General features: G+C 46.1%; 23 protein-coding genes. 9 read left to right on the plus strand and 14 right to left on the minus strand.

What is annotated here, in order from left to right; translation table 11 throughout:
- Positions 1-245: 245 nt before the first annotated feature.
- Both ACED36_RS13450 and ACED36_RS13455 read left to right on the plus strand, forming a co-directional pair.
- The gene (locus ACED36_RS13450) at positions 246-1832 is read left to right on the plus strand and encodes an ABC-F family ATPase (protein WP_016960416.1); all 1587 of its coding nucleotides are present in this window, start codon (positions 246-248) and stop codon (positions 1830-1832) included.
- Positions 1833-1996: 164 nt separating this feature from the next.
- Complete coding sequence (locus tag ACED36_RS13455) at positions 1997-3097, plus strand: DUF1565 domain-containing protein (protein ID WP_017003307.1); 1101 nt, start codon at positions 1997-1999, stop codon at positions 3095-3097.
- Between the two features lie 115 nt (positions 3098-3212).
- Here the strand turns inward: ACED36_RS13455 and ACED36_RS13460 are convergent, their stop codons facing one another.
- Together ACED36_RS13460 and ACED36_RS13465 are read right to left on the minus strand one after the other, a co-directional pair.
- Positions 3213-5015, minus strand: a complete 1803-nt coding sequence (locus ACED36_RS13460) for a M3 family oligoendopeptidase (protein WP_371733419.1) — start codon at positions 5013-5015, stop codon at positions 3213-3215.
- A gap of 134 nt (positions 5016-5149) precedes the next feature.
- Positions 5150-5338 (minus strand): DUF2986 domain-containing protein, encoded by a 189-nt coding sequence (locus ACED36_RS13465; RefSeq protein ID WP_016960419.1) that lies wholly within the window; start codon positions 5336-5338, stop codon positions 5150-5152.
- A 334-nt stretch (positions 5339-5672) separates the two neighbouring features.
- Here ACED36_RS13465 and ACED36_RS13470 point away from each other — a divergent pair, with 334 nt between their 5' ends.
- Both ACED36_RS13470 and ACED36_RS13475 read left to right on the plus strand, forming a co-directional pair.
- On the plus strand, positions 5673-6194 hold the full coding sequence (locus ACED36_RS13470) for a DUF3332 domain-containing protein (RefSeq protein WP_016960420.1): 522 nt from the start codon (positions 5673-5675) through the stop codon (positions 6192-6194).
- 138 nt (positions 6195-6332) lie between these two features.
- Positions 6333-6662: an SMR family transporter gene (locus ACED36_RS13475; RefSeq protein WP_198928795.1), complete on the plus strand. Its 330-nt coding sequence runs from the start codon at positions 6333-6335 to the stop codon at positions 6660-6662.
- Positions 6663-6733: 71 nt separating this feature from the next.
- Here the strand turns inward: ACED36_RS13475 and ACED36_RS13480 are convergent, their stop codons facing one another.
- Positions 6734-7684, minus strand: coding sequence for a diguanylate cyclase domain-containing protein (locus ACED36_RS13480; RefSeq protein WP_016960422.1), 951 nt, complete (start codon positions 7682-7684; stop codon positions 6734-6736).
- A gap of 119 nt (positions 7685-7803) precedes the next feature.
- Positions 7804-9777, minus strand: a complete 1974-nt coding sequence (locus ACED36_RS13485; RefSeq protein ID WP_371733420.1) for a methyl-accepting chemotaxis protein — start codon at positions 9775-9777, stop codon at positions 7804-7806.
- Between the two features lie 327 nt (positions 9778-10104).
- On the opposite strand from ACED36_RS13485, the gene ACED36_RS13490 reads away from it, so the two are divergent.
- On the plus strand, positions 10105-10419 hold the full coding sequence (locus ACED36_RS13490) for a hypothetical protein (RefSeq protein ID WP_017005796.1): 315 nt from the start codon (positions 10105-10107) through the stop codon (positions 10417-10419).
- A gap of 71 nt (positions 10420-10490) precedes the next feature.
- On the opposite strand, the gene ACED36_RS13495 is transcribed toward ACED36_RS13490, so the two are convergent.
- On the minus strand, positions 10491-10784 hold the full coding sequence (locus ACED36_RS13495; RefSeq protein WP_016960425.1) for a hypothetical protein: 294 nt from the start codon (positions 10782-10784) through the stop codon (positions 10491-10493).
- A 181-nt stretch (positions 10785-10965) separates the two neighbouring features.
- On the opposite strand from ACED36_RS13495, the gene ACED36_RS13500 reads away from it, so the two are divergent.
- Both ACED36_RS13500 and ACED36_RS13505 read left to right on the plus strand, forming a co-directional pair.
- The gene (locus ACED36_RS13500) at positions 10966-11793 is read left to right on the plus strand and encodes an alpha/beta fold hydrolase (RefSeq protein WP_017005795.1); all 828 of its coding nucleotides are present in this window, start codon (positions 10966-10968) and stop codon (positions 11791-11793) included.
- Positions 11794-11929: 136 nt separating this feature from the next.
- Positions 11930-12199: a hypothetical protein gene (locus ACED36_RS13505; RefSeq protein ID WP_016960427.1), complete on the plus strand. Its 270-nt coding sequence runs from the start codon at positions 11930-11932 to the stop codon at positions 12197-12199.
- Positions 12200-12336: 137 nt separating this feature from the next.
- Here the strand turns inward: ACED36_RS13505 and ACED36_RS13510 are convergent, their stop codons facing one another.
- The 5 genes from ACED36_RS13510 to ACED36_RS13530 all read right to left on the minus strand — a co-directional run bounded on the left by ACED36_RS13510 (position 12337) and on the right by ACED36_RS13530 (position 17812).
- Positions 12337-12990 (minus strand): substrate-binding periplasmic protein, encoded by a 654-nt coding sequence (locus ACED36_RS13510; protein WP_371733421.1) that lies wholly within the window; start codon positions 12988-12990, stop codon positions 12337-12339.
- Positions 12991-13253: 263 nt separating this feature from the next.
- Positions 13254-14243, minus strand: a complete 990-nt coding sequence (locus tag ACED36_RS13515) for an endonuclease/exonuclease/phosphatase family protein (protein ID WP_371733422.1) — start codon at positions 14241-14243, stop codon at positions 13254-13256.
- A gap of 234 nt (positions 14244-14477) precedes the next feature.
- Positions 14478-15749, minus strand: a complete 1272-nt coding sequence (locus ACED36_RS13520; RefSeq protein WP_016960431.1) for a glycine betaine/L-proline ABC transporter ATP-binding protein — start codon at positions 15747-15749, stop codon at positions 14478-14480.
- On the minus strand, positions 15742-16641 hold the full coding sequence (locus tag ACED36_RS13525) for a proline/glycine betaine ABC transporter permease (RefSeq protein WP_026023853.1): 900 nt from the start codon (positions 16639-16641) through the stop codon (positions 15742-15744). Before ACED36_RS13525 ends, ACED36_RS13520 begins: the two co-directional genes overlap by 8 nt.
- A gap of 178 nt (positions 16642-16819) precedes the next feature.
- Positions 16820-17812 (minus strand): ABC transporter substrate-binding protein, encoded by a 993-nt coding sequence (locus ACED36_RS13530; RefSeq protein WP_016960433.1) that lies wholly within the window; start codon positions 17810-17812, stop codon positions 16820-16822.
- 421 nt (positions 17813-18233) lie between these two features.
- On the opposite strand from ACED36_RS13530, the gene ACED36_RS13535 reads away from it, so the two are divergent.
- Positions 18234-18986 (plus strand): response regulator transcription factor, encoded by a 753-nt coding sequence (locus tag ACED36_RS13535; protein WP_016960434.1) that lies wholly within the window; start codon positions 18234-18236, stop codon positions 18984-18986.
- Between the two features lie 119 nt (positions 18987-19105).
- Positions 19106-20755 carry a sensor histidine kinase gene (locus ACED36_RS13540; protein WP_371733423.1) on the plus strand — a complete coding sequence of 550 codons (1650 nt, stop codon included), beginning with the start codon at positions 19106-19108 and terminating at the stop codon, positions 20753-20755.
- A 30-nt stretch (positions 20756-20785) separates the two neighbouring features.
- On the opposite strand, the gene ACED36_RS13545 is transcribed toward ACED36_RS13540, so the two are convergent.
- From ACED36_RS13545 to ACED36_RS13560, 4 genes are all read right to left on the minus strand, one after another.
- Entirely contained in the window at positions 20786-21817 is a 1032-nt protein-coding gene (locus ACED36_RS13545) for a DUF2955 domain-containing protein (RefSeq protein WP_016960436.1), read from the minus strand.
- Positions 21818-21832: 15 nt separating this feature from the next.
- The gene (locus ACED36_RS13550) at positions 21833-22954 is read right to left on the minus strand and encodes an HlyD family secretion protein (protein ID WP_029486469.1); all 1122 of its coding nucleotides are present in this window, start codon (positions 22952-22954) and stop codon (positions 21833-21835) included.
- A gap of 271 nt (positions 22955-23225) precedes the next feature.
- Entirely contained in the window at positions 23226-23990 is a 765-nt protein-coding gene (locus ACED36_RS13555; RefSeq protein ID WP_016960438.1) for an enoyl-CoA hydratase, read from the minus strand.
- Positions 23991-24000: 10 nt separating this feature from the next.
- Positions 24001-25344 (minus strand): hypothetical protein, encoded by a 1344-nt coding sequence (locus tag ACED36_RS13560; protein WP_017003320.1) that lies wholly within the window; start codon positions 25342-25344, stop codon positions 24001-24003.
- Positions 25345-25347: the final 3 nt, after the last annotated feature.

Raw genomic sequence — 25347 nt, forward strand, 5'->3', positions numbered from 1 at the left:
AGTCAAACAAATAGCAGGATCTGAGAGGTGGGAAGCACAAGGCAATCAATTGGTTGTTTGTCTCAGTTGATTGACCAAAGACTGATGAAGCAGCGTATGGCAAGGGAGTTCACAAATTGACTTTGACGTAAATACTCGATTTTTTCATGTGAGTCTGTGACTCAATTCGCTGTTTGCTTGAAGTAATGGAGCGATCTCTGTACTCTTGCGGCGTTTTGTATTCACTGTTCAGGATAGTAATAACTTTGATTAGTACAGCTAATATCACCCAGCAATTTGGCGCCAAGCCTCTTTTCGAAAACATTTCCGTTAAGTTTGGCGATGGAAACCGTTATGGCCTTATCGGCGCGAACGGTTGCGGCAAATCAACCTTTATGAAGATCCTGAGCGGTGAGCTGGAACCTACCGGTGGTAATGTGAGCGTTGATCCCAACGAACGCGTTGCAAAGCTGAACCAGAACCAATTTGCGTACGAAGAATTTACGGTTATCGACACTGTGATCATGGGCCACAAAGAATTGTGGGAAGTGAAGCAAGAGCGTGACCGCATTTACGCGTTGCCAGATATGACTGAAGACGATGGTATGCGTGTCGCAGATCTGGAAGTGGAGTTTGCCGAGATGGACGGCTACATGGCGGAGTCTAAAGCAGGTGAGCTGCTTCTTGCTGTGGGTATACCACTTGATCAACATTATGGTCTGATGAGCAGTGTTGCTCCTGGCTGGAAACTACGTGTTCTGTTGGCACAGGTTCTGTTTGCTGACCCTGATATCATGTTACTCGATGAACCAACGAACAACTTGGATATCGACACTATCCGATGGTTGGAAGATACGTTGAACGAACGTAACTGTACCATGATCATCATTTCGCATGACCGTCACTTCTTGAACTCAGTGTGTACGCACATGGCAGATTTGGATTATGGCGAGCTGCGTGTTTATCCGGGTAACTACGACGAATACATGACTGCGGCAACTCAAGCCCGTGATCGTCTGTTAACCGATAACGCGAAGAAAAAAGCGCAAATTGCTGAGCTTCAAACCTTCGTCGCACGTTTCTCTGCAAACGCATCGAAAGCCAAGCAGGCAACTTCTCGTGCTAAGCGAATTGATAAAATCAAACTAGACGAAGTGAAAGCATCTAGTCGTCAAACGCCATTTATTCGCTTTGAACAATCTAAAGAATTGTTCCGTAACGCGCTTGAAATTGAAAACCTGAGCCAAGGTTTTGAACATGATTTGTTTGCTGGATTTAGCGGCATTTTCGAAGTCGGTGAGCGCATCGCGATTATTGGCGAGAATGGTGTCGGTAAAACGACTCTGCTAAACACACTAGCGGGTGTGTTGGAACCGCGTACTGGTTTCTACAAGTGGTCTGAGAATACCAACCTTGGTTACTATGCACAGGATCATGCGTCTGATTTTGAAGAAGACTTGAACCTGACTGATTGGATGGGTCAATGGCGTCAAGAAGGTGAAGACGAGCAAGTTGTTCGTGGTTTCCTTGGTCGCATGCTGTTCTCACAAGATGACATCAAGAAATCAGTGAAAGTGCTGTCTGGTGGTGAGCAAGGCCGTATGTTGCTGGGCAAGCTGATGATGCACAAACCCAACATGTTGTTACTTGATGAACCGACTAACCACATGGATATGGAATCGATTGAATCGTTGAACACGGCACTTGAGCAGTTCAAAGGTACTTTGTTCTTCGCATCGCATGACCGTATATTTGTTGACTCATTGGCAACACGAATCATTGAAATTAAAGACGGTCAAATCACCGACTTTAAAGGCACCTATGCGGAATTCCTTAATTCTCGCGGTGTTTAATCTTTAGAAGCCTCTGATAGCTTTCAAAAAAACCGCATTCGCGGTTTTTTTTGCATTAATTAACACTAAAGTACTATAAAAGTACTAAGTTTAAATCACTTAATAATTAGTAAAGCATTAAATTATCAAACGTCGTCTTGTAACAGGCAGGTGAGGATAAATCGATGAAACTAATGAATGTGATTGTTATTTTTTTGTTTTTAGTACCTATTGCAGCAATTGGGGGCAATATATTTGTCGGTAAATCGGGCAGTGATTTTTATGATGGAACGACAAGAAATACCCCCTTTCTAACGATCAATAAAGCCCTAGAAGCTGCTTACCCAGGTGATTCAATCTATCTTAGTCCCGGTGTCTATCATGAAAACATTGTGACCGTGAGGGATGGACTATTAGAAAGCCCAATATCGATCAAAGGCTTAAGAAATGAGTCGGATTACTTAGACCTTGATAACCAGACGAAAAATGTTCTTCTAAGACCGACTATTAAACCACCAAAGAAAAATAATGGCCGCTTAATCCAAATTCGCCATAGTTATATTACGCTGCAGGACGTTGTTGTAGATGGGTTCTTCGACGGCGGAGATTCACCCGAATCATACACTGATAAATTACTGTTTGTTCACAACACCGATCGGTTAGATGGCCTAACGGGTGTCCATATTCGTCGAGTGACCTTTAGAAATGCTGGCGGAGAGTGCATACGATTTAGATACAAAATCGTTCGCTCATCAATTAAAGACTCGTTTATATCAAATTGTGGTGTTCATGCCTTCGTTTATAAACTCGGAGGGAAAAATGGGGAAGGTATTTACGTTGGAACGTCGATTAAGCAATGGGGAGATGGGAAAAACCCAGCATCGGATCCTGACACAACCTCAAAGAACATATTCTCTCGCAATGTAATAAATACGCTTGGCAATGAATGTATTGAGTTTAAGGAAGGTGCGTTCAATAACTGGGCTGTAGATAATACTTGCATGGGACAAATGGATGGGAACTCGGGTGGGTTAGCGTCTCGAGGAAATAGTAACTATTTCTATGGAAACAGGATCGTTGCTCCAGCGGGAAGTGGACTGTACTTTTCTAGTGATTCTCCGTCATACGGAATGAACAATGTAGCCAAGGGAAATATTATTGTGGCGGCAGGCCGGTATGGCATAGATGACAGAGGTGACGATGGGACTATGTGCGAGAACTCTTCTTCCTACTCACGATCAGGAGAGTCCTCAAGTGGCAGGTCAATCAATGAGCAATGCAATTGACCCTAGACCATGTGTGCTGTGTCTGTCGTTAATCTCTTGACGAAGTTTAGGTACCGGAAACACCCGCTGAAGCGGGTGTTTTTTTGTGCCGATTGCTTAAAGCAGTGTGTTCAGATCAATGCATGAGTTTATTCACAAGCGCTTCAAAAGCCATTATTCGCTTCTCAGTAATAGCGATACTTTGCGCCCAGAAATCGACTTTTCCTAAGTTCACACCTAGGTGCTTTGTCGCCACGTCTTCTGCGCTCATGCGTCCGGTATCTTTCAAGAGCGACTTATAATCTTCATAGAAAGCTTCGCCTTTTTCTGCACGCTGAGCATAAACGCCTGTACTGAATAGATACCCAAACAGGTACGGATAGTTATAGAAGCTGATCTCGGCAATGCTGAAGTGAAGTTTACTCGCCCAGAACAGATCGTTTGGCTCTGATATGGCATCACCATACCAATTCTTCCACGTCTCTGACATTAGGTTGCGCAATTGCATCGGAGTGAGTTCACCTTGCTGTCGCTGCTCATAGAAAGCACGTTCAAATTCAAAGCGAACTGGAATGTTCAGCATGAGAGCAACGGTTGTTTGTGCCTCTTCCCACAGCATTAACAATTTATCTTGATCGTTGGCCGCTTCTTCAAGCAAGGCATCACGCACGACGTTTTCCGCAAAGATAGAGGCGGTTTCGGCCAGTGTCATTGGGTAATCAGTTTCAGCCAGCGGCATGTCTTTCATCACCCAGTTATGGAAAGCATGACCGAGTTCATGAGCAAGCGTGAGGACATCAGACATGCTGCCACCAAAACTCATGAATACCAGGGGTGTGCGTGTCTTGGGGATCTTGGTGCAATAGGCGCCCATGACTTTATTCGGCTGAGGAGCGGCATCAATTAAGCGTTGCTCAACCATCATGTCGACGAACTCTGCCATTTCACCGTTCACTGAATGGAAAGCGCGGCGAATAATCGCGATGGCTTCATTAAATGAGTAATTCGCTACTATAGCTTTGCCTTGTGGGGGCATGGCAGCCATTTCATCCCACGGTGCTAATTTGTCAGTACCAAACATCTTTGCCATGGCTTTGGCAGCACGGCGGGAAAGCGCTTTGTGCTGCTCCGCCACATTCATCATGGCATTGAGTGTTTGTCGCTCGACGCGGCTTTCTTCTAGTGCTGGAGCGAGGAAATGCAGAGGTTGGGTGTGGCTACGCTTTTGATATTCGGTCAGGCGATTTCCAGCCAGCGCATTGAGAATGGCTGCAAAGGTAATTTCCTGCTCTTCCATGGCGCAGTAAATCGCTCGCCAAGCAGGTTCTCGTCTATATCTGTCACCGCCATATAGCAAGCTGGCAGCTTGCGACAGTCCAATTTTTTCTTCGATACCATCTTCAAGTTTTAGGGTGACCTTGGCCGTCCCTGTTATGGCGTCGTAAAGTCTTCCCCATGCATTTTTGCCATCCACTTGCATCGCAGAAAGCAATTGCTCTTCAGGAACGGATAGGCGGAAAACACGATTTAGGCGTTGGCGAGAAAGACGAAATGCATGACGATCATAGCTGCCTGAGTCATCGGCACCAGACATGACGGCGGCAAAGAAAACATCGTCGGAGGTTGATAACTGACTTTCAAACGGGCTAAAAGCTTGTGTAAGGGCTGACAGCATCACATCGGTTTTTATGACCAAAGATTTTGCTTGTTCGTTTGTTGCATCAATAGAAGACTGACAAGCCGCGTAATTGGCCACAGACAGGATCAGGTTGTGGATGTTGTCGTGAAGCGTTAGTGCTTGTTGGCAGCTTTCTACCGAGTCGGCAGGTAGATTGGCAAACGACGCTAAATGTTGCTGACTCAGCTGAAGGTCATGAGAAATTGCAGGGTCTTGAAGGCTTTGATAAACGAATGAAAAATCCCAACTTGGCGCTGACATGCCACTTTCCTCTTGCAGTTTGTATGGTGTTAACCATACCGCATGAAAGAGAATGAGAATACCTGTGGCAGTAATTCGCCAAGCTGGAAATATCGAATGATTCTAAATTTCAGAAAAACAGCCGTTTATGTGGATTATACGTTTTCTTCAGTGCTGGCTTGTTCACTAGCAGTTGTATTTTCAACGACTACTTCAGTTTCCAGAGCGAGCTTCTCACGATCCGCTTTGGAAATGTATTTTGGCTTGTTAGAAGTATGCAACTTCGCGTTTTTCTTCTTCTCACGCTTCTTCAGCGTTTGAATCATTTTCTTTTTTCTGTTCATCGTCGGTGACCGTCAATTTTTTGAGGAGGGATTGTAAGGACAAACCACAAGGAGACTCAAGCATAATAAGTAAACTTGAAGATAATAGTATAAATAACGAGCAATCAAACAAATGCCCATGCATTCACGCGGTAAATGAGTTGTGTGTTTTCATTGGCGTCAGGGTCCACTGTTGTGACTTGGTAACCCTCACTTAACCATCTTGACATTGCCCTTACAAAAACCTGTTAATTCACTGTTGCGTGCCACAGGTTCCTGCTTGATTTTCGATCTTTTCAAGTGAGAAATTCGCTGTATACTTCGCCAACTTTTTGAATTCACTGTGTGTAAAACGATGAAAAAAATTGCGATTAAAGCTATTGCTGCTGCAGTACTGACTGTGTCTCTGACGGGTTGTATCGGTCAAATGGCAACGTCAGGTATGGTAATGAAAATGAACCTGACAGCTGTTGATAACCGTTATGCACGTGCAGGTCTTTATGTACTGATGAGCCCAGTTTATGGCGTTGCAGCTGCAGCCGACCTGTTTATCTTCAACTCTATCGAGTTTTGGACCGGCACAAACCCAATTTCTGGTAAATCTCCAGCAGTAGCAGACATGCCTGCGAACGCTGTTTTTCGTATCAACCAGAAACTAGACAAAGATCTGACTACTGCGCCGATTAAAATTTCTGCGGCAGACGTTAAGCAAGTTAACGACAAATCTATCGAAATGTCTGTTGCCTATGCTGATGGCACTACGCAGGTACTGCGCGGTGAGAAAGACGGTGAGATGGTTAACTTCTACCTGAACGATGAGTTCATCACGACTGTTTCTGTTGACGAACTGAATGACTACGCGGCAAACCGCGTATAATTTAGTTTGATTGACTAAACAAAGCCTCGCCCCTATTGGCGAGGCTTTGCTATTTGTGCTGTCTGAAGACGCCACGATTATTTCTCGAAAGGAAGCGTCACTAAAGAGTAGAATAGCGTGCTTAAAATTCTCTACACATTGCCACCTTTTGTATCATTGGCTATCGCCATTCTATTTGAAATCATGGCAACGTCCATGATGCCAAAGACGCAGTCGTTCACACAGCCAGTCACCACTGGTGTCGTGTTGTCCTGCTATGCTGTGTCGTTCTATCTGCTTTCCATTACGGTTAAAACCATGCCTTTGGGCATTGCTTATGCTATTTGGAGTGCTGCGGGAATTGTATTGGTGTCACTTGTCGCATGGCTTTGGCATGGTCAACAGCTTGATTTAGGTGCAATGTTGGGCATGGGCATGATCATTGCTGGCGTCGTGGTTATCAATCTCTTTTCAAGTGTCATGCATTGAACTGATGACTGATGAGCTGATAGCGCGAAATGAAGCTCAGCATTGCTGAGAAGAAGCGGTACTTGGAAACGCTAGGGCTTGGTTTTTTCCGCTAGGCTTCGCGCAATATTGAGCAGTTCTGCAAAATCATAATCGCCTTCCTCATCCACCCATGACACGCCAACATTGTAATCAAGGGTGTAGGGGAGTCGTTTTTCAACCGCATATCTGTCTACCCTTTCTTTAAAACGGTCCAAAATATCCTTGGTATTGGCAATCGGTGTGTTGGTGAGCAGCACAGCAAATTTGTCACTTTCTAAACGCGCCAGCACATCAGAGTCACGAAAACCAAACGTCAACAATTCAGCAAAAAACATTAACGCATTGTCACCATCTCGATTACTTTGTAGTTGGTTAATCTGCTTGAGTCCCCGTACATCAAAATAAGCCAGTGAAGTCGGTGCGTTAAGGCGCTCGCACATGTTTAGGCTGTTTTGTGATAGCACCTGAAAGCCATGTGCATTGAGAAGGCCAGTTAGCTGATCTTGTGTGGTCAGTTGGATCGCATGTAACTCGCTCTGCACCAAATCGGCGATGTCTTTAAAACACTGAATGTCATAGTCGTCGAAACCTCGCGGTTCATCATCCATGATACTTAGTGTGCCCAAAACAGTGCCATTGGCGTGCTTAATGGGATAGCCAGCATAAAAGTGAATATTTGGCTCAGCGGTAACTAACGGATTGTCACTAAAGCGAGGGTCTGCAAGTGCGTTGTTCACGATGAAAGGCTTTGAATCTAAAATCGTATGCGCACAGAAGGATATATCTCGTGGGATCTCTTGGCTAAAGGGCCCGATACATGATTTCATCCATTGCCTGTTGGCGTCGATAAAGCTAATAGCAGTTACCTTAGTGGCAAACATCTGGCTTGCTAGTCTGGAAAGCCTATCGAATCGCTCGTCGGCGCTGGTATCGAGAATATTAAGGTTCTCTAAAGATTGCAGTCTGAGGGCTTCATCTTTTGGCAGTGCGGGCTTTTTCATAAGCAATCCAATGCAATGGCGTTTTCATTACTATAGTCGATGGAAATACCTTTGCATCGGATTGCTAAACTCGCTCGCTGAACGGCGAAAAATACCAGCGAGCGTATGTCGTTGATAACTTACGCACTTGCCCATTGGCTTTGTGTCATGTTCATTGTCCCGTCAATCTTTGGTGTGCTGGGCGTTTCTGAATGCGATTTTCCTCGCTCGCCCGTAAATGTACCAACCAGTCGGTCGAGCTCATTGGCTAGCTGTTCAATGGCGCTGGCAGAGTGGTTGGATTTTTGAGCCGCCGATGCAGTCTGTCCGGCAAGCTCAGCGATAACCACAATATTACGATCAACGCTGTCGGTCACCATGGTTTGCTCTTCAGAGGCGGTGGCAATCTGCATATTCTGGCCTGCAATGTCTTCAATTTGCTCGACCATGGCACTCATTACTGCAGCGCCTTCACGTGATTGATTGACACTTATTGTTGCCATGTTACTGCTTTCATTCATTACGCTGACGCTATGGCGGATCCCTGATTGTAGCTGCTCGATGATCTTGGTTATTTCATCCGTCGAGTGGTGTGTTTTCATCGCAAGTTCGCGAACTTGATCGGCAACCACGGCAAAGCCTCTTCCTTGCTCTCCGGCTCGCGCAGCTTCGATAGCAGCGTTTAATGCGAGAAGATTGGTTTGATCAGTAATGGAGCGTATCACGTCAATCACTGAGCCAATTTCTTCACTGTCTGCATTCAGTCTTTGCATGTTGTCACTGGCACTGCGCATGCTTTCAGACAGTTCTGTCGCCTTCACGGAGGTTTCACTGTTCACATCACGTCCTGTTTGCGCAGAGGTTTGTAATTCTCTGGCAACACTTGCCGCGCGTGCAACGCTCTGAGCGATTTCTCGGCTGGTCGCCGTCATTTCATTCATTGCAGTAGACACTGAATCCGACTCTGCTCGCTGTTTTTCAGCATTATCAGCAGTAGATCCTGCCATCACTAAACTGTGTCGCGCATTGGACGATAGTTCAGATGAAATACCTGCAATTTTTTCCATGGTGTGTTGTAGGTTGGCAATAAAACGATTGAAGTTGGTCGCCAGTTGCGAAAGTTCATCGTCGCCGGGCAATTGCATACGTACATCCAGTGAACTGTTGCCCTTGGCTATGTTTTTCATTAACTGATTGGCCACCGAAATCTTGTGGGTGACATGGCGGATAATAAACGCTAACGAAAGGCAAACAATGATGGCCAGTGTGCCACCAACAAGGGTTAGACGCGTTGTGACTTGATGTTCACGTTGATCAATGGCGTGCACTAAGTTCTCGCTAAGTGACTTCATCTGCGCTTCTGTCTCTCTCACCGAAGCTCTCAAGCTACCGTGTAAACCTTCTTGTGGTGTCAAACCAATATCCTGCAGGCTGGTCGCCAACGAATTAAAGGCTTTGTGATAATCACCTAGAGAGGTTTCCATCAAAAGGCGATGACTTGATGGTATTTCGCTGCTGGCAATGACTAAGCCAACGTTACTCATCTGCGCATTAAACTCGTCGATGTATTTCACATCAGAACGGAGCAGAAAGTCCTTTTCATGACGACGGAGCATCAGCAGCATTTTGTAAATGGTATCGTCTTGGATGCGCTGAATGGCTTGTTCGACGCGATGAGATGCTGTGCGTGCTATGCCTTGTAACCCACTGTCATACTCGACGCCCACATTGACGCGTTGTGCGATCAAAGAGTCAAAATCTCGTTGGTAATTGTCGAGTTTCAACATCATGTCGTTGATGGCTTCTCTGCCGGGCATGTCGAGGACCGTTAACTTGTTCAATGCAGCAGAAAGCTTTGCTCTTAGTGCCCTATATTCCGCGTCAAATTTGTCTTTGTACTTCACATCATTCCGCGCCATGAAATCTTTCTCATGTCGGCGAAGCATCAACACTGATGTCTGACTCTTCAGTATATCGACGGATGCACTATCTAGCGTTTCAAGCTCTTTAAATGACGACTGAAAAGTGATCGAAAACACGATAACGGATGTCAAAATCAAAAGAACAATACTACTCAGTTGTGCTTTGATGGTTCGAGGAAGGGGCTTACGCATGAACTCTCCTGTTTTATCGTAAGTTGCGCTTTTACTGCATCGACCGCCGCATGAAATATGTTTTCTATACATTGCTGTATTAAATATAGGACAGCTTTTGTGTGCCTCACATAAATTGTTGCAAAAATATTACAGCATCATTTGTTAACGCGATGTCGTCCAGTCGGTGTGAGGAAGGAGGGAGGCAACGGTGGAGATTGAAGTGAACAAATGTTCGACTTTTAACGTATTGGCACTTCGTGTATGGGCAACTATGTTTATAGAAAGAAGTGAATAAAAAGAAGAATTTGTATCGAGATACATTTATACAATCATAGAGAGGTCACCATGAAGAAAGTACTAATCGCGATGAGTATGCTTGCTGCTTCGTCGACAGCTTTCGCTGGTACGATGAACGATGACGTGGATATGCGTGTCACTGCTGTCGGTCAGGGCGCTTGGGTTCAGGTGCTACAAAATGGTGCGCCAGTTGAAGGCGCGACGGTCACTTTATCAGGCTCGTTGGGAGAGTATGTTACACCAGAAAATGGGAGGGTATTTGTCATGACTGAAGCCCCATTCACGCGTACAGGCGTGTTTACGGCCATGCTAGAAAATGGCAACGAGATACAACGATCGATTGTGATCCCGCGCGATCATTGATGTCATGATCTACACACGATAAACGAATGATATATATCTAAAATCCTGCAAAGAGCAGGATTTTTACTTTGTCAGTAGAATGATTTGTTGACCACGTAACATTGCTCATAGCCATCTTCCCAGCCTTCAGCATACCTTTCTTCTTTAAACATACGTTCAGGGTCTTTGCGAAAGCCATCTTTAATCGTTTTTGCAGCGGTAACTTTGCTGTGACACCCATCGTCATAGCCTTCTAAATAAGGCGTTGCGAAGCCCAAATTGGCAAGCTGATCATGGCGTGTTGTTGAGCATGCGCTTAGAGCGAATGCTATGGCAATCACACTGACAAGACTTACTGACTTCTTTGTTATTTTGAAGGCTTTCATGTCAAACATCCTCTTACTGACATTATGCTTATTGATACATAGCAACAGGTTACATTTGATGGCATTGCCAATCTGTCTCAAAAGCAAGCGGATGTGTAAAGTCTCCTTTTCGGCACATATTAGTTTCGGCCCGATGGAATCGAATATTGGGGTTAGCGGTCTATTCTTAGAACACTTATTTATGCGCTTGGAAGACAAGCAAGAGAAGGACAAAGACTTAATGAAAAAAAGGATGTTGGCGCTGATCGGCTTGATGATGTGTTCGTCGACCTATGCTCAAGCAGACCAGGTAGATCACAAAAGTGTGCCAAAACGAACGTCAGACAATGCCCATGTACCTCAAAAGACAGCGGGCAACCCTTTGTCTGCGCATCGTGTGATATTTATTCATGGCTCACCGGGTAGCAAAGAAGCGTATGACGATTATTTAAATCATCCTTCTTTACAGCAAATCGAACTGGTCTCTGTGGACAGGCTGGGTTTTGGCCAATCTTCAATGCCGGTTGAGACTAGCTTGAAAAAGCAAGCCGAATCCTTGTTGCCTTTGCTTCAAGATAACAAGAATACCTTGCTTGTTGGGCATTCATTAGGCGGACCAATAGCGTTGCAATTAGCGCTACTCGCGCCGGAACATGTTGATAGCTTATTGCTGATTGCGTCGGCGTTTGATCCAAAGCTGGAATCACCAAAGTGGTATAACTATATCGCCGACACACTATTGGCAACGTGGCTAGTTCCTGACGACATGTTGCGCTCCAATGCCGAGATGATGGTATTGGAACATGAGCTAGAGAAACTTGCTGCACAGGATTGGACGTCGTTAACTATGCCTATTGTTTTGGTTCATGGAGCAGACGACGATCTGGCTGATCCGGGGAACGCCTACTTCGCAAAACAACGTTTACCTAACGCCAGTTTGAAAATGCTTAACAATGAAGGGCATTTCGTGTTGTGGCAAAATGTACCGTTATTAGTGAATGAAATCAAAGCGATGATTGAGACACATTGAGTTATTGGTATGACAGTAGAGCAAGGATAGGAAGGCGAGAGTGTAAATATCTGTAAAGTACCCTTGAAAATTGAGCGCGAGAGGCGCATTTTAATGGTATTGAAGCCAACTCGATTTTAATCCACGGGGAATTTACATGAGACAAATCCTGATCGGTGTGGTGACGCTTATTTTAGGCTTCTTTACGTTAATGTTTGCTGCGGTGTTTGGTTTGATCGTTTCAATTAGCGCTTTGATCGCCAAACCTTTCATCATGAAAAAGCTACGCAAAGTTCAAGCGGAACAAGCGAATTTGTACCAGCAAAAGCATGAACAGCCCATTGAGCAAACGCCTTATGGCCCTAAACAGCGTCATCAAGGTCAAACTATTGATGGTGATTATCACGACGTCACTGATAATCGTTAGTCAAAAATTCGATAAAAACGCCGCTGTTTAGCGGCGTTTTTGTTTTGGATGTTTTAACGTGTTGATTTTATGCCATTGTTGGCTTTATAAGTGGCAAGCCCTTTAAAATGGTGCGTCGGGGGACTTATGCCTCGCAGCTACTGAGTTTGAAAAGGGAAGTAGTCCCATTCATATTCATCAAACATAGCCTGTAATTCCCCTGATTTTAACAATACCTCAAACCGCTGATCATAAAGCATTCGCAGTTCTTCACCTTCCGTCGTGTTCGTAAATGCTGGATAGAGTTTTAAATCTGTCACGTTCGACACTGCAAACGCATTTCGGTCTATGTAGCCTTGTTCGAATTCTTCTTCAATTTCAGAGCGTGCGTCGATGAGTACGTCCAGTCTGTCTGAGTACACCATGGTTAAGCCCTGACGGCGTGATTTTACTTCTCTCACGTTCACTGACGTGGTGATGTATTCGTTGTAGTCATAACCTTTAACCCATCCTACCGTCTTTCCCTTTAGTGATTCTTCACCTGTCCATTTGGGAATAACAGAAGCCTTGTAAACCGCTGAGACTTGCTCGGCATCAAAATGCCAATAGGGATAAAGCACTTTTTCTTGTTCATCGATGTAAGAACCAAGAAACGCATGCATTTTTTGGGTTTGAACTAAGTAAATGCTGCGCGAATAGGTCGTCGTTAGGGTCTTAACGTTGTATCCCAGAGGCTCAAAAACTTTGCGCATGATGTCGAAGTAAAGACCCGTCCCGTCTTTCTCTGTGGCGTCTTCCCATGCTTCGCTCACAATCACAATTTCCTTGGGCGCATTTTTCTCGGCGAGCGCAGTCGTAGAGAATGTGATGGCAAATAACAAAAAAGCTAAAGTGGATAGTCCCAAAGGTTTGAGTCGTGGTTGAGCCGATAGTAAGGTGTGAAACATGCGAGCGCTCTCCGGCATAAGTAGCTACAAAGAATGTCTCTTTGTTGAGACTATTCTATTAAAACTACGTCAGATTAGAGAGCGTCGCGAATAAATAGCGAATTGTTTTTTCCTAACGCGATGTTTGATTATCTGCGCAAACCGATGGTGACACTGACAATGGCATGATCACTGCTGTAAGCATCTTGATCGAACTTTGGGTTAATGAGGTGGCTGTCTTCACAATGAAAATCGCCAACTTCTGCAAGGCTGGCCGGATCGCTGCTGTTAAATTCGTTGGAAAGCAGAATGTAGTCAAGCACTGAACCTTTTGCGTGAAAATAGTGCGTGCTAGGGCGTTCAAGGCCTGTTTCACCGGTGTTTTTGATAAAGAGATCCCAGCTATCATGAAGCTGATAGTGTGACAGCGGCATATCCGCCATATCTTCCGTAATTGAACGTAAGCCGGTGACATGAAAAGCGCGCAATACCTCTGAATTCAAATCATCGTTAAAATCACCCATGACAATCGCGGGATTATTGGTTTGAAAGCGACGTTGAATGATGGATGCCATCAATTGACAAACTTCTGAACCACGTTGAATTGATGATGCCCAAGATCCAGCAATTTCTGCCTGCATAGAATCATGAAGCGTTTTCTCTTTAGCTTTACTTTCGTCGTCTTCTTCCATGGTTGGGCGTTTGGATTTCAAGTGCACTACGTAAATATCCGTTTGACCGAGAGAAGGGAGTTCGAGCGTCGCACACAGGGGGAGGCGGCTATATTCGAAGTCCTTTTTCATACCCAGTTTTTCTGACACCACAGGATCAGCATGCATGGGTAAGGCACTCAATATGGGATAACGCGAAGCAAGGCAAACAACCGGGCTTTTATACACGTAATCGTTGACGGAATTGATTGGCTCAGGCTCATCCACCACGGAAAAAAATCGATATCCCAGCGGTTCAAGCAGTGCTTTGAGTGCTGATGCGCTAAACACTTCCTGAAACGCAATGATGTCAGGCTGGTAGCTGCCAATGTAGCGATTAAGCCACATGCGCTTTTGTCGCCATTGATCTTCGCTGTAGATGTTACTGAACTCATAAAAGGCACCAGGTGGCTCGATAAAATTAAACAAGTTAATCGTCGCGAGCTTAAGGCCAAAGGCGCTGTGAGCGTATGAGTTTTTGCTATTGGTCGCGAACACAATATCGTCTCAAGAATGAAAACATGTAACTAGTATAGCGAAGAGTTCGTTGGTTATTGGTGAGCTGACAGGGATTTAAAAATGTGGAAGATAAACAAAATGCGCTTCGAGATGAAGCGCATTGATTGGATGACGATGAGTCACGTAGTCTTTAAGCGAGAAAAATTAGGCTGATACTCTTTCCTCATCGGGTTTCTTTTTGTCTGTGCCCTCAGCCTTATCTACGGTGTTCTCTTCGTTGCTTTGCTGATCAGTCAAGACCTCTACCACGCTAGCGCGAGAAAGCTGGCCTTGAAGTTCACCGTCTTCATCAAGCACGGGTAGTGGAAGTTCATGCTCAATGGTATCAGGGATAACTTGTTCTATCAGGGCGTCTGATTGAATCCCTGGAACCGTTTCAAGCACTTTGTCATCAATAGCATCGCCATGACGTGATGAATCGAATGATTCCAAACGCTCTCTGCATAATGCGCCTTGGTAACCTTCATCGTTCATGTAGTAGCCGTGCTGCACTTTTGCTTGACGCATTTGCGCGAGGGCTTCACCAATGGTTTCGGTGCTAATACGAAGGCTTTGTGGTTGCATCACTGTATCAACGGTCAGTGCGCGAGCGCGATTCACATCTTTGACGAAAGCTTCAACATAGTCGTCGGCTGGGTTAAGTAGGATATCAACCGGGCGACCCTGTTGGATAAGCTTGCCGTCGCGTAAAATGGCAATGCGATCACCCAAGCGAAGCGCTTCGTCTAAATCATGCGTGATGAAAATGATGGTTTTTTGAAGCTTTTCTTGCAAACCAATCAGCTGATCTTGCATTTCACTACGGATCAGTGGGTCAAGCGCAGAGAAGGCTTCATCCATCAATAGAATTTCTGCATCGGTACACAAGGCGCGAGCGAGACCAACACGCTGCTGTTGGCCACCCGAAAGCTGTGACGGGTACTGCTGTTCGTAGCCAGCAAGGCCAACGGTTTCAAGCCATTCGGTCGCTTTATTGTCACGCTCTGCTTTACTGACACCTTGTACTTGCAGACCGTAAGCTACGTTTTGCAAAACGGTGCGGTGCGGCATCAAACCAAATCGTTGAAACACCATGGACATTTTGTGGCGGCGGAAATGTTGTAGGCCTTTCTCGTCCAACTTCATCACGTCTTCACCTTCAACAATGATTTGACCTTCAGTTGGGTCTATCAGACGGTTGAAGTGGCGAATGAGGGTGGATTTACCTGAGCCAGACAGACCCATAATCACGAAGATTTCGCCTCGTTCGATATCTAAGTCAATTTGCTGCAGGCCTACGGTATGTCCTGATGCAGCCAATATGTCATCTTTGGACTTGCCTGCTTTCACGTCTGGCAGCAGTTTCTCTGGTGTCTTGCCAAAAATCTTGTAAAGGCCTTTGATTTGAATCAGCGGTGTAGTGCTGGACTTACTCATGATGACCTCCACTTAAATGCTGCTGAGTACGTTTTGCATAGCTTTGTGACACTCGGTCAAAGATGATTGCCAAGGCAACGATAGCAAGACCGTTGATTAAGCCGAGGGTGAAGTATTGGTTAGTAATAGACTTCAGTACCGGTTGGCCGAGGCCTTTTACGCCGATCATTGAGGCGATAACGACCATCGCTAGTGCCATCATAATGGTTTGGTTGATGCCTGCCATGATAGTTGGCATGGCAAGGGGCAACTGCACACCAAACAAACGTTGTGTTGAACTCGCGCCATAGGCTGTTGCTGCTTCCAGCACTTCTTTATCCACGAGTCGGATACCGAGATTGGTCAGGCGTATAACCGGTGGAATCGCATAGATGATAACGGCAATGACGCCCGGAATTTTACCAATGCCAAGCAACATCACGACAGGGATCAAGTAGACAAATGCTGGCATGGTTTGCATGACATCAAGTAGGGGGGTGACCAGAGATTGAATGCGATTTGAACGGGCCATGGCGATACCGATGGGTATGCCGAGTCCAATGGCCAGCATGGTACATACCAGTATGATACTCATGGTCCGCATCGTATCTTCCCACATGCCAAAGTAACCAATGGCGAGGAAGACGAATATAACACTGACGCCGAGTTTCCATGAGCGGCTGGCAAGATAAGAGACGCCAGCAAGAATAACGATCATTAACCACCACGGCGTGCCGAGTAGTAGCTTTTCAAACCAGATGAGAAATTGAAGAAGGGGGTCGAAAAATGATTCGATGGTTTCGCCATAGTTTCGTGAGAATTCGCGATAAGCACCATCAAGTGTTTTTCGGATGGTTAGAAGATCGGAGCGTTCCATCTCCGGGAATTCCGTTAACCAAGAATTATCTGCCATAACAGTACAGCATCCTCTGTATAGTTGTTATTAGTAAAATATAGTGAATATACCCGGTACGATTTTAGCCTCGGTGTTTTAACTGAGACTGATGAGACGTTAGGCGGGTGAGAGCAATGACACTATTTGTGATTGAAGAAACGGGCTGAATGCATCAGCCCGTTGGTTGAATGCGCGCTTACAGTGCCGCTTTCACTTTTGCTGCCACGTCAGGGGTTACCCACTGAGTCCAAATGTCGCTATGATTTTCGAGGAAATATTCACCGGCAATTTCACCGTCTGCTTGATTATCTTCCATCCAAGCCAGCAGAGTGTTTAGCTCATTGGTGGTGAATGAACGATTAGCCAGGTAGCTCATTGCACCAGGGGCACGTTGTGCAAAGCTTTCCGTTACCACCGTATCGACCGCTGATGGTGGGTACATGGTCGCTTTGGGATCTAAACACTCTTCGCTTGTAATACAGCTTTTGAAGTGTTCTTCATCAATGCCTGAACCGAAGTCAACTTTGACCATTTCGTATTTACCAAGCACAGCAGTAGGCGCCCAGTAGTAACCAAACCAACCTTGACCGCGCTCATATGCTTTGGCAATAGAGCCAGAAAGACCAGCGCCTGAACCTGGATCAATCAATTCAAAACCTTTGTCTTCAAGTCCCAATGCGTTAAATAGGTTGCCTGATGAAATCTGGCAGTTCCAGCCAGCAGGACAGCCATAAAATGCACCTTTCGTTGGATCTTCTGGGTGTTTGAAAAGTAGTGGGTTGTTTTTTACGCCTTCAATCGTGGCTAGGCTCGGGTCTTTGTCGACAAGAAACTTAGGTACCCAGAAACCTTCTACGCCACCTTCAGATAGTGTGCTACCCGCAAAACGTAATCGGCCTTCTTCAACGCCTTTGTCCAATGCCGCTTTTAGTGAGTTGCTCCAGAATTCTGGCGCAATGTCTGGCTCGCCCTTTTCAATCATTGATGTACCGGTTGGCATGGTATCGCCCGGCACTAACTCTGCGTCGCAGTCATAACCATTTGCAAGAATGAAGCGGTCAATATTGGCGATAACTGTTGCAGAACTCCAATTCATGTCTGCGATGGTGACCTTGCCACATTCTGCGGCGAAACTGGTCATTGGCATTGCTGAAAGCAGCAGGCATGACGTGGCTAAAAGTTTATTCATGGAAGTTCCCTCTCATATGAACTGCTGCATTAATCAATACAGCTCTAATCATTTATGACGCTCGCGTACTGTTACGAAAACCATTCAAACATGGTTTAACAGATTGAAAAGTATGTACGCATTGATTGTAATCATAACAAATACGCATCACATTTTCTGCACCCACATTACATTTCATGCTCAAATTGATTCGCTCCCTAATCAAATTGCGCGGTGTTCTGTCGGTTGTTTGGTAATTAAGTCTCTGATTTTTCTTCTTAAAATGCCCACTAATATGAATCGTGCGTTTTATTTGTAAGAATTCACATTCAGTTTGGAGAATTACACGAGACATACCTCATTTCCAGGTTTAAGGATGAAATTTATTTGCGCGTTCCTTGTTCATACATGGTGTCCTCAATAAAAGGTTTAGGGAGTCAATATGTCGCAGACTGTACTCGTACTAGAAGATGATGCAGACATCGCCGAACTGGTTTCACTGCACCTAAAAGTGATGGGCAATGAAGTCGTAAAAGGGACGTCATTGGAAGAAGGGTTTCGCGTCCTCAGCGAAAGAAAAATAGATGCCGTGGTATTAGATAGAGGCCTTGATGATGGCGACGGTATGACCTTGTGCCAGCAATTACGTCACCAGCACAATGGCGTGCCCATTTTGATATTAACGGCAATGGACTCTGAATCCGACATGGTGGAAGGTTTCGAATCGGGCGCTGATGACTATTTAGCAAAGCCATTCAGCGTGATTGAATTTCAGGCAAGAATACGCGCATTAATGCGTCGGGCTGCTGTGCACAACCAGTGGCATCACATTCCAGCAGAAGAAACGGATGCTGTCAGCGATGAGCTAAGTGTCGGATCCTTGTTGTTCAATCATCTGGAGATTTCACCCGAAACACACAGTGTGACGTTAGGTGGCAAAACCATTGATCTTACGCCTACGGAATTTTCGCTACTTTGTTGTTTAGCCAAAAGGCCAGAGCGAGTATTCAGCAAAGACGAGCTATTGAGCCGTGTTTGGAACACGGACTATGACGGATACCGTCATACTGTTTGTTGTGCAGTGAATCGTTTACGAAGCAAATTGGAACGTGATCCAGACATGCCGAAGTACATCCATACTGTATGGGGTGTCGGGTATAAATTTCGAGAAGCGGCGACCTTACATCGCTTATAACCTGTTTTTGGTTTGGTTTGGCTTAGTGATTGGTCTGGCATTGTGCGTGGTGATATCTGTCGGCATGTGTGTGCAGACAGCATGAGTCTAAAAGATAAAATCTGTCATGGAGTGGGATATTGACGTTCAAACACCGTCTGCTGTTATTTACCTTAGTGTGGTTTTTGATCAGCGCAGCCTTGCTGACATTTTTGAGTGTGTCTGTTTGGAAAGAAAATGAATTCCGGGCACAACAGGCACTTCACAGCGAGCTGGCTGTTCACATGAGAGATGATAACCCACTGATGGTGGGTGACGATTACAGCACTGAGGCACTCTCCTCCATTTTCCATACATTAATGTTGCTGGGGCCTGACTTTGAAATCTACTTTCTTGACCCAGAGGGCAATATCACTACCTCCGGCCCACCGATTGAAGACGTTGTAAGACGTAAGGTTGATGTTGCGCCGATTCAACAATTTCTTCAAAAGCAACCTTTTCCTATTCTGGGGAATGACCCCTTGTCAAAAGGTGGCCAAAACGTATTTTCAGCAGCGCAAATCGATGTGGGCGGCAACGTAGCCGGTTACTTGTACGTGGTGATTGGCAGTTCGCATCGTGGCGTGTTGATGGATCCAGAATCCTTGTTGTTGTATGCCCCAGTGATATTTGCTGCTTTGGTGGCAATTTTGCTTTTTGCCTTGTGTGTCTATCGCCTGGTGTTTCGCCATATCATCATTCCAGGGCGACTCATGGTGAATCAAATTGAGCAAGCGGCAAGTTCTGAATTCCGCGTCACTCCGCCGTTACAGTTTTCTGCTGCCGAGTTGCAAGAAATCGCGGCGCAATATCGGCGTATGATGGCCGTGATACAACAACAGTTTATTCAACTGCGAATTCAAGAAGCACAGCGCCGTGAGCATCTTGTGCAACTGAGTCATGACCTCAAAACTCCGTTGGCGAATGTGCTGGGTTATCTCGAAACGTGGCGCATACAGCACAATGAAGGGCGAGGCATGATCGATACGGCGTATCATAATGCACAGCGACTTCAGCGCCATCTTAAAGAGCAGCTTGATGCCGCTCGCTCCCCAACAGCCAAAATTGTTCTTTCATATCAAGAGATTGATGTGTCGTTTTTGCTGAAAGATATCAAGCAACGTTTTTCATTGTCAGCGAAACGTAAGCAGGTCGACATTGTGGTGAGTGCTGACATTCAATGCGTAGTCATCGCTGATGAGCAACTGATCAATCGTGTATTCGACAATCTGCTTGAAAATGCAGTTCGTCATAGTCCTCAGCATTCAACCATTTTGGTTGAGGCTGTCAAAGTTGGCGCGCGCCGTGTGGGATTTCGATTGTCTAATAATGTTGCCAAAGGCAGCGCTTCTGGCTCATTAGGGATGGGAACCAAAATTGTTGACGCCATATTGAGCCTTCATCAAAGTCAGCTAGAGCATATTGAAGAGGACGATGCAGCAAACCGATTCAGTGTCTATTTTGAACTGTCTTCGATCGCCAATACGACGGCGAGCCAAATTCGCGTCGTTCCTGCTGTTTTATCGACAGTCATGGAAGACGAAGATGAACCTCAAATGACCTCATCGTTGCCGAAAGTGAATGGAAGTTTGCGAGAGAGCGCAGATGAAACCGGTGCCATGCCTATGATGATGACAGACGATCCGGCAAGCGCTGAGCCGTTGCCTTCATTTAGCGCATCAGACACTGATCCATCTAGTGGCAGTAGTGACGAGAAAAATGAGCAAGCAGATGAACGTGGGCGAAAATAAAGCCAGCCAAATACATCGCCCCCCACGCTTCTAAGTCACTCGTCTCGCTTTTTTTGTTTTGGCAGTTGTGACTGTTGTGGATCTGGGCTGAAGCAATATCAATACAAATATTCCTAACATCACCGCGCCCATGATCGAGAAAAGGCGCTTTCCATCCTCGATGAAAGCGCTGCCTGCATTCTGAGTAATGCCGTAATACACCAAGACCACAAATCCGGAATAGAGCAATTGAATCGTGCTGTAACTGGCATTTTTATTCATGGCATGAACGCCCATAAGGAGCGAACAGGTCAATACAATACCCATGTTCCCAATCAGATTGGTTTGCAAAACACTCATCATGAGCACAGGCAACGCGAAGAGAAAGCCAGCCAGAGTGGCAAGAAAACGTCGAATACCATAACTATGCGCACTGATCGGATCGGGATCTTTAAGTATCAATGCAACGGTAATCGTGACGATGGTGCTTTGCACCAGATTGAGGGCGATAGAACTGATCAAAACCAGCAAAATCACACTGGCTTTCACCACGATATGCCAGACTTCGGTGTGTTTGGGTTCCGAGGGCTGTGGCGTTGGTGTCGGCGCTATTGGGTCGCCACCCGGAACAAGAAAATACGCCAGATAGGCAACAAACCCAGCGATAAAAATATTCTCCATCAACGCCAGTGGCACTTGTGTGACGTCTATCCCTTTTTGACGGGAGAACACGGCAATCATTGCTGTTGAAACCACCAGTAGCGTCGCCAGTAAATCTTGTGGATTAATTCGACAGCGCAACATGCACCAATAGAACACCACAAACAGCATGCAGTAATAAACAATAGGATTGTCGAGCAATAGATTACTGAGACTGGCCTGAAACCATGCCGTGATAAATAGCACAACAGCCATTAGTATCACCATCATCAGTGGCGGCGGCTTGTGTGAAGTACATAAAAACACCGCACAGATTGCAGGGCCTAATAGCGGTATTTCTGTGCCAAACACGTGCTGCCAAAATAGGAGCAAAACGGGAAAAACCGCAACACGGATAATGGCATTACCGGGGCGTCTAAACATGATTAGGATACACCACTACGAGACATAGCTCAGGTAGCTCCAAATCCACGTCCACAAATCAAGCAAGGCTTCTCCAAACTCAGACTGACTAGGATAAAAACTGACGGTTGCAAGGCCGCCGTATCGGAGATTAACGTCATCGGGAATGTCAAAGAAACGAACATTCACGGGGAAACGCTGTGCATGTTGAATACCTGCTGGCGAGTCAAATAAGCCATTGTTGCCATCGATTTGAAGGCTTCCATTGCCGCTGCTACCCCAGCCAATCGAAGTGACTTCGCCGTGAAAAATTTCACCGGGATAGGCATCAAAGACAATCTTCACGATGGTGCCTTTTTGGATATAGACCAGCGAATTTTCACGCACCATGGCGGTTAGCCAGAAATGATTGTTATTGATGTAGGTCAGTAGAGGGTGTCCTGTCGCCGCATAATCACCGGCTGTTAGGTTGATATTGGTGATGACACCAGCGGCAGGGGCATTGATGTCGGTATAAGACAGGTCGAGCAGTGCTTGATCGAGTTTGTTCAGCGCTGATTTAACCTGAGGGTTATTTTCACCTTTCGGACCTAATGCTTCCTGCGCTCTGGCAAATGCTGCGGTGGCTTCTGCAAGATTGGCTCTGGCGGTATTCAGTGCCGATAGGCTGTCATCAAGCGTGGCTTGGCTGACCACGCCTCGACGCGCGAGAGTCGTGTTGCGTTCAGCATGTTGTTTTGCATTGGCGAGTTTGACGCGAGCCGCGACTTGCGTGGCTTTGGCTGCGTCTACAGCCGCAGAATCGGCATTGACGGATTGCGAGGCTTGTTGAAGTGCTAACCGCGCGGATTCTACGTTTAATTGAAACGGACTCTTTTCAATAGCAAGCAAGGCTTGATTGCGTTTGACCTCGGCATTGTTAACCACCGAAATGCTCGAAATGGGGCCTGAGACCTGAGGGCTAATGCGAATAAGCTGCCCGTTGACTCTGCCATGGCTGGTCATAGGCGTCACGCGGTCAGCCCACAAGGTATAGAACCAAATGACCAATGCTAACGCGATCAGGTAATAAGTGAAGCGACGCGCGCTGTTTACGGCGGCGGATTGTTCCCCTTTATCCGTTTCTTCCTCATCGCTAGGCTTGTTGGCATCACTCATCACATCGTCCTTTTTGTCATGACCATTTTCAGAATGGCCATTAAAAATGGATGATGGTGACTCATCCACGGAAGGTAATTCTATGAGGAGTGAGAAGGAAAAGTTGTCCAAGTTAAGACACTTTGTTGTAAACAGTGTCATATCAGCTATATAGGGTACGACGTGTGTTTTAGCGACTTTAGGGTAAAAGAAGTAATTGGGGGGCTGGCGTTCGATTGATCGCAGCTCCCCAGAAATCTGTTCAATGTGTTGGGTCGGCAATGATTGCGTGTTATTGACCAATAAAATTGGGTTTACGTTTAGCAATAAACGCTTTCATTCCTTCTTTTTGGTCGTGAGTCGCGAACAAACTGTGGAAAACTCGACGCTCAAAGCGTACCCCTTCGCTCACGGGCAACTTCTCTGCATTTACAACGCATTCTTTTGCCAGAACAACAGCAGGTTTGCTGTAACTGGCGATAGTGTGTGCCGCATCCATGGTTTCTCGCAGCAGTTGGTGTTCAGGCACGACACGAGACACCAGCCCTGCACGTTCAGCTTCTGTCGCGTCCATCATTCTGCCTGTTAATATCATGTCCATGGCTTTGGCTTTTCCGACCAGTTTGGTCAGGCGCTGAGAGCCACCCATGCCCGGAATGACGCCAATGGTGAGCTCAGGTTGACCAAATAGCGCTGAATCGGCCGCAAAAATGGTGTCGCACATCATCGCAAGCTCACAACCGCCGCCTAATGCATAACCCGAAACCGCCGCAATGATGGGAGTACGAATTCGGTCGATAGCTTCCCAACCCGCAAAATAATCGCATTCAGCCATTTCTTGGTAGTTCTTGTTTGCCATTTCGCTGATGTCTGCGCCTGCCGCGAAGATCTGTTCAGAGCCTGTGATAACAAAACAGCCCACGTCGGGATTAGTGTCATATTCCGAGAGTGTTGCCGTGAGTTCTTGCATCAACGCTGAGTTGAGCGCGTTACGTTTCTCTGGACGATTTAGGCGGATGACAACAACGCCTTGGTCCATGGTGGTTTTAATAAGCATATTCATGTCCTTAACTGTCCCAGATGGCGCCAAAAGCAGGTATGCCACGGCTTTCTAAACCGAACACAACTTGACGTGTAAGTTTTTGATTGGAAATGCAAATAACTGCTTCTGCATCAAACGCTTCGTAGGCAGCATAAGCCAATTGCACCATGTCAGGCTTACCTTGCTTATCGGTATCCCAGATCAGTGCATCGGGTTGTGCGGCAAGAATTTCGTCGACCAATTCATCACCATAGGTTTTGCGAGGGTCACGCGTTGACCACACCAGCTGAATCGGCAATTTTTGTGCTAACAAATGTGGTATACAAGGGCCAATACCGCTGCCCGTAGCGATATACACCACGCGTTTGAACAGTACTTCGATGTTTGCGACACCCGCGGTCGGGATGCCTTTCACCCATAGGTGACTCGGTTTGTCGTCAATCAGTTTCCCCGTCCAGTCACCAGCGCGGGATACGGTCAAGCGATAACCGGGTTCAGTTGGCGAAGGTACATTGGCAAAGTGGTGCCATTCAGAAAGTGGAGAGCGGCTTATTGCCATTGAAGAGCCCGCAAACGGGGTGACGCCGTAATTGAACTTCAGCAGCGCGACATGGCGTGAGGGCGTCGTGATAGAAACAGGCACTTTACGGAGGCGTAACCACGGTAACAGTATGCTGAATGTCATGATGCTGATGAGCCACATAGATGGTGTTTGCAGCATGCGAGCCAATGGAGTTAACTCGGGTTTGCTGTCCGCCGCAACCGCGAATGCCTGCACCCAAAACAAGATGAGGATTGACCACCCGGCAAAACGGTGTGTCCGCTCGAAGGCATTGTGAAACTTCTTCCGAATATTGGGCATGGCCATCGCGATGATCACCACCAATAAGCCAACAATCGCCATTGTGCTATACAGGCTGGTGGATGAGACGGATGAAGGGGCTTGATTGCGTTGATAAATCAGCGCACCAGTGAAAAGCGCAAACCATAACGAACCGTTTACCGCACAGCCACTATGAAGACCGCCGTGATGATAGATTTTGCCTAGATGCCAACGAACAGAAAGCGGCCAAGTGACGGGGGCGCGTGTCGCAAGCCAGAACAGTAAATTGATGATGTACTGTTGTCGAATCAGTATTGCAACGAAGAAGTTACTGATCACCATGTTGCTGAGGCTTGAGAGATCAATCTGGCTTGTAAAAAACCATTGTCCCTGCGTGACACCATAGATCAGCCAACCTAGATTGATCACAGACACCAAGATGATTAAGCGAACGTAATGTTCCAGTGCGGGATATTTCCACATGCGTTGCAGTAAACCCTGCTTGGCAGGTAACTCAGAATGGGAATGAGAGTAAGGAGCCATCATGGG

The organism is Enterovibrio sp. FF113 (assembly GCF_041439165.1).
Classification (GTDB): Bacteria; Pseudomonadota; Gammaproteobacteria; order Enterobacterales; family Vibrionaceae; genus Enterovibrio; species Enterovibrio norvegicus_A.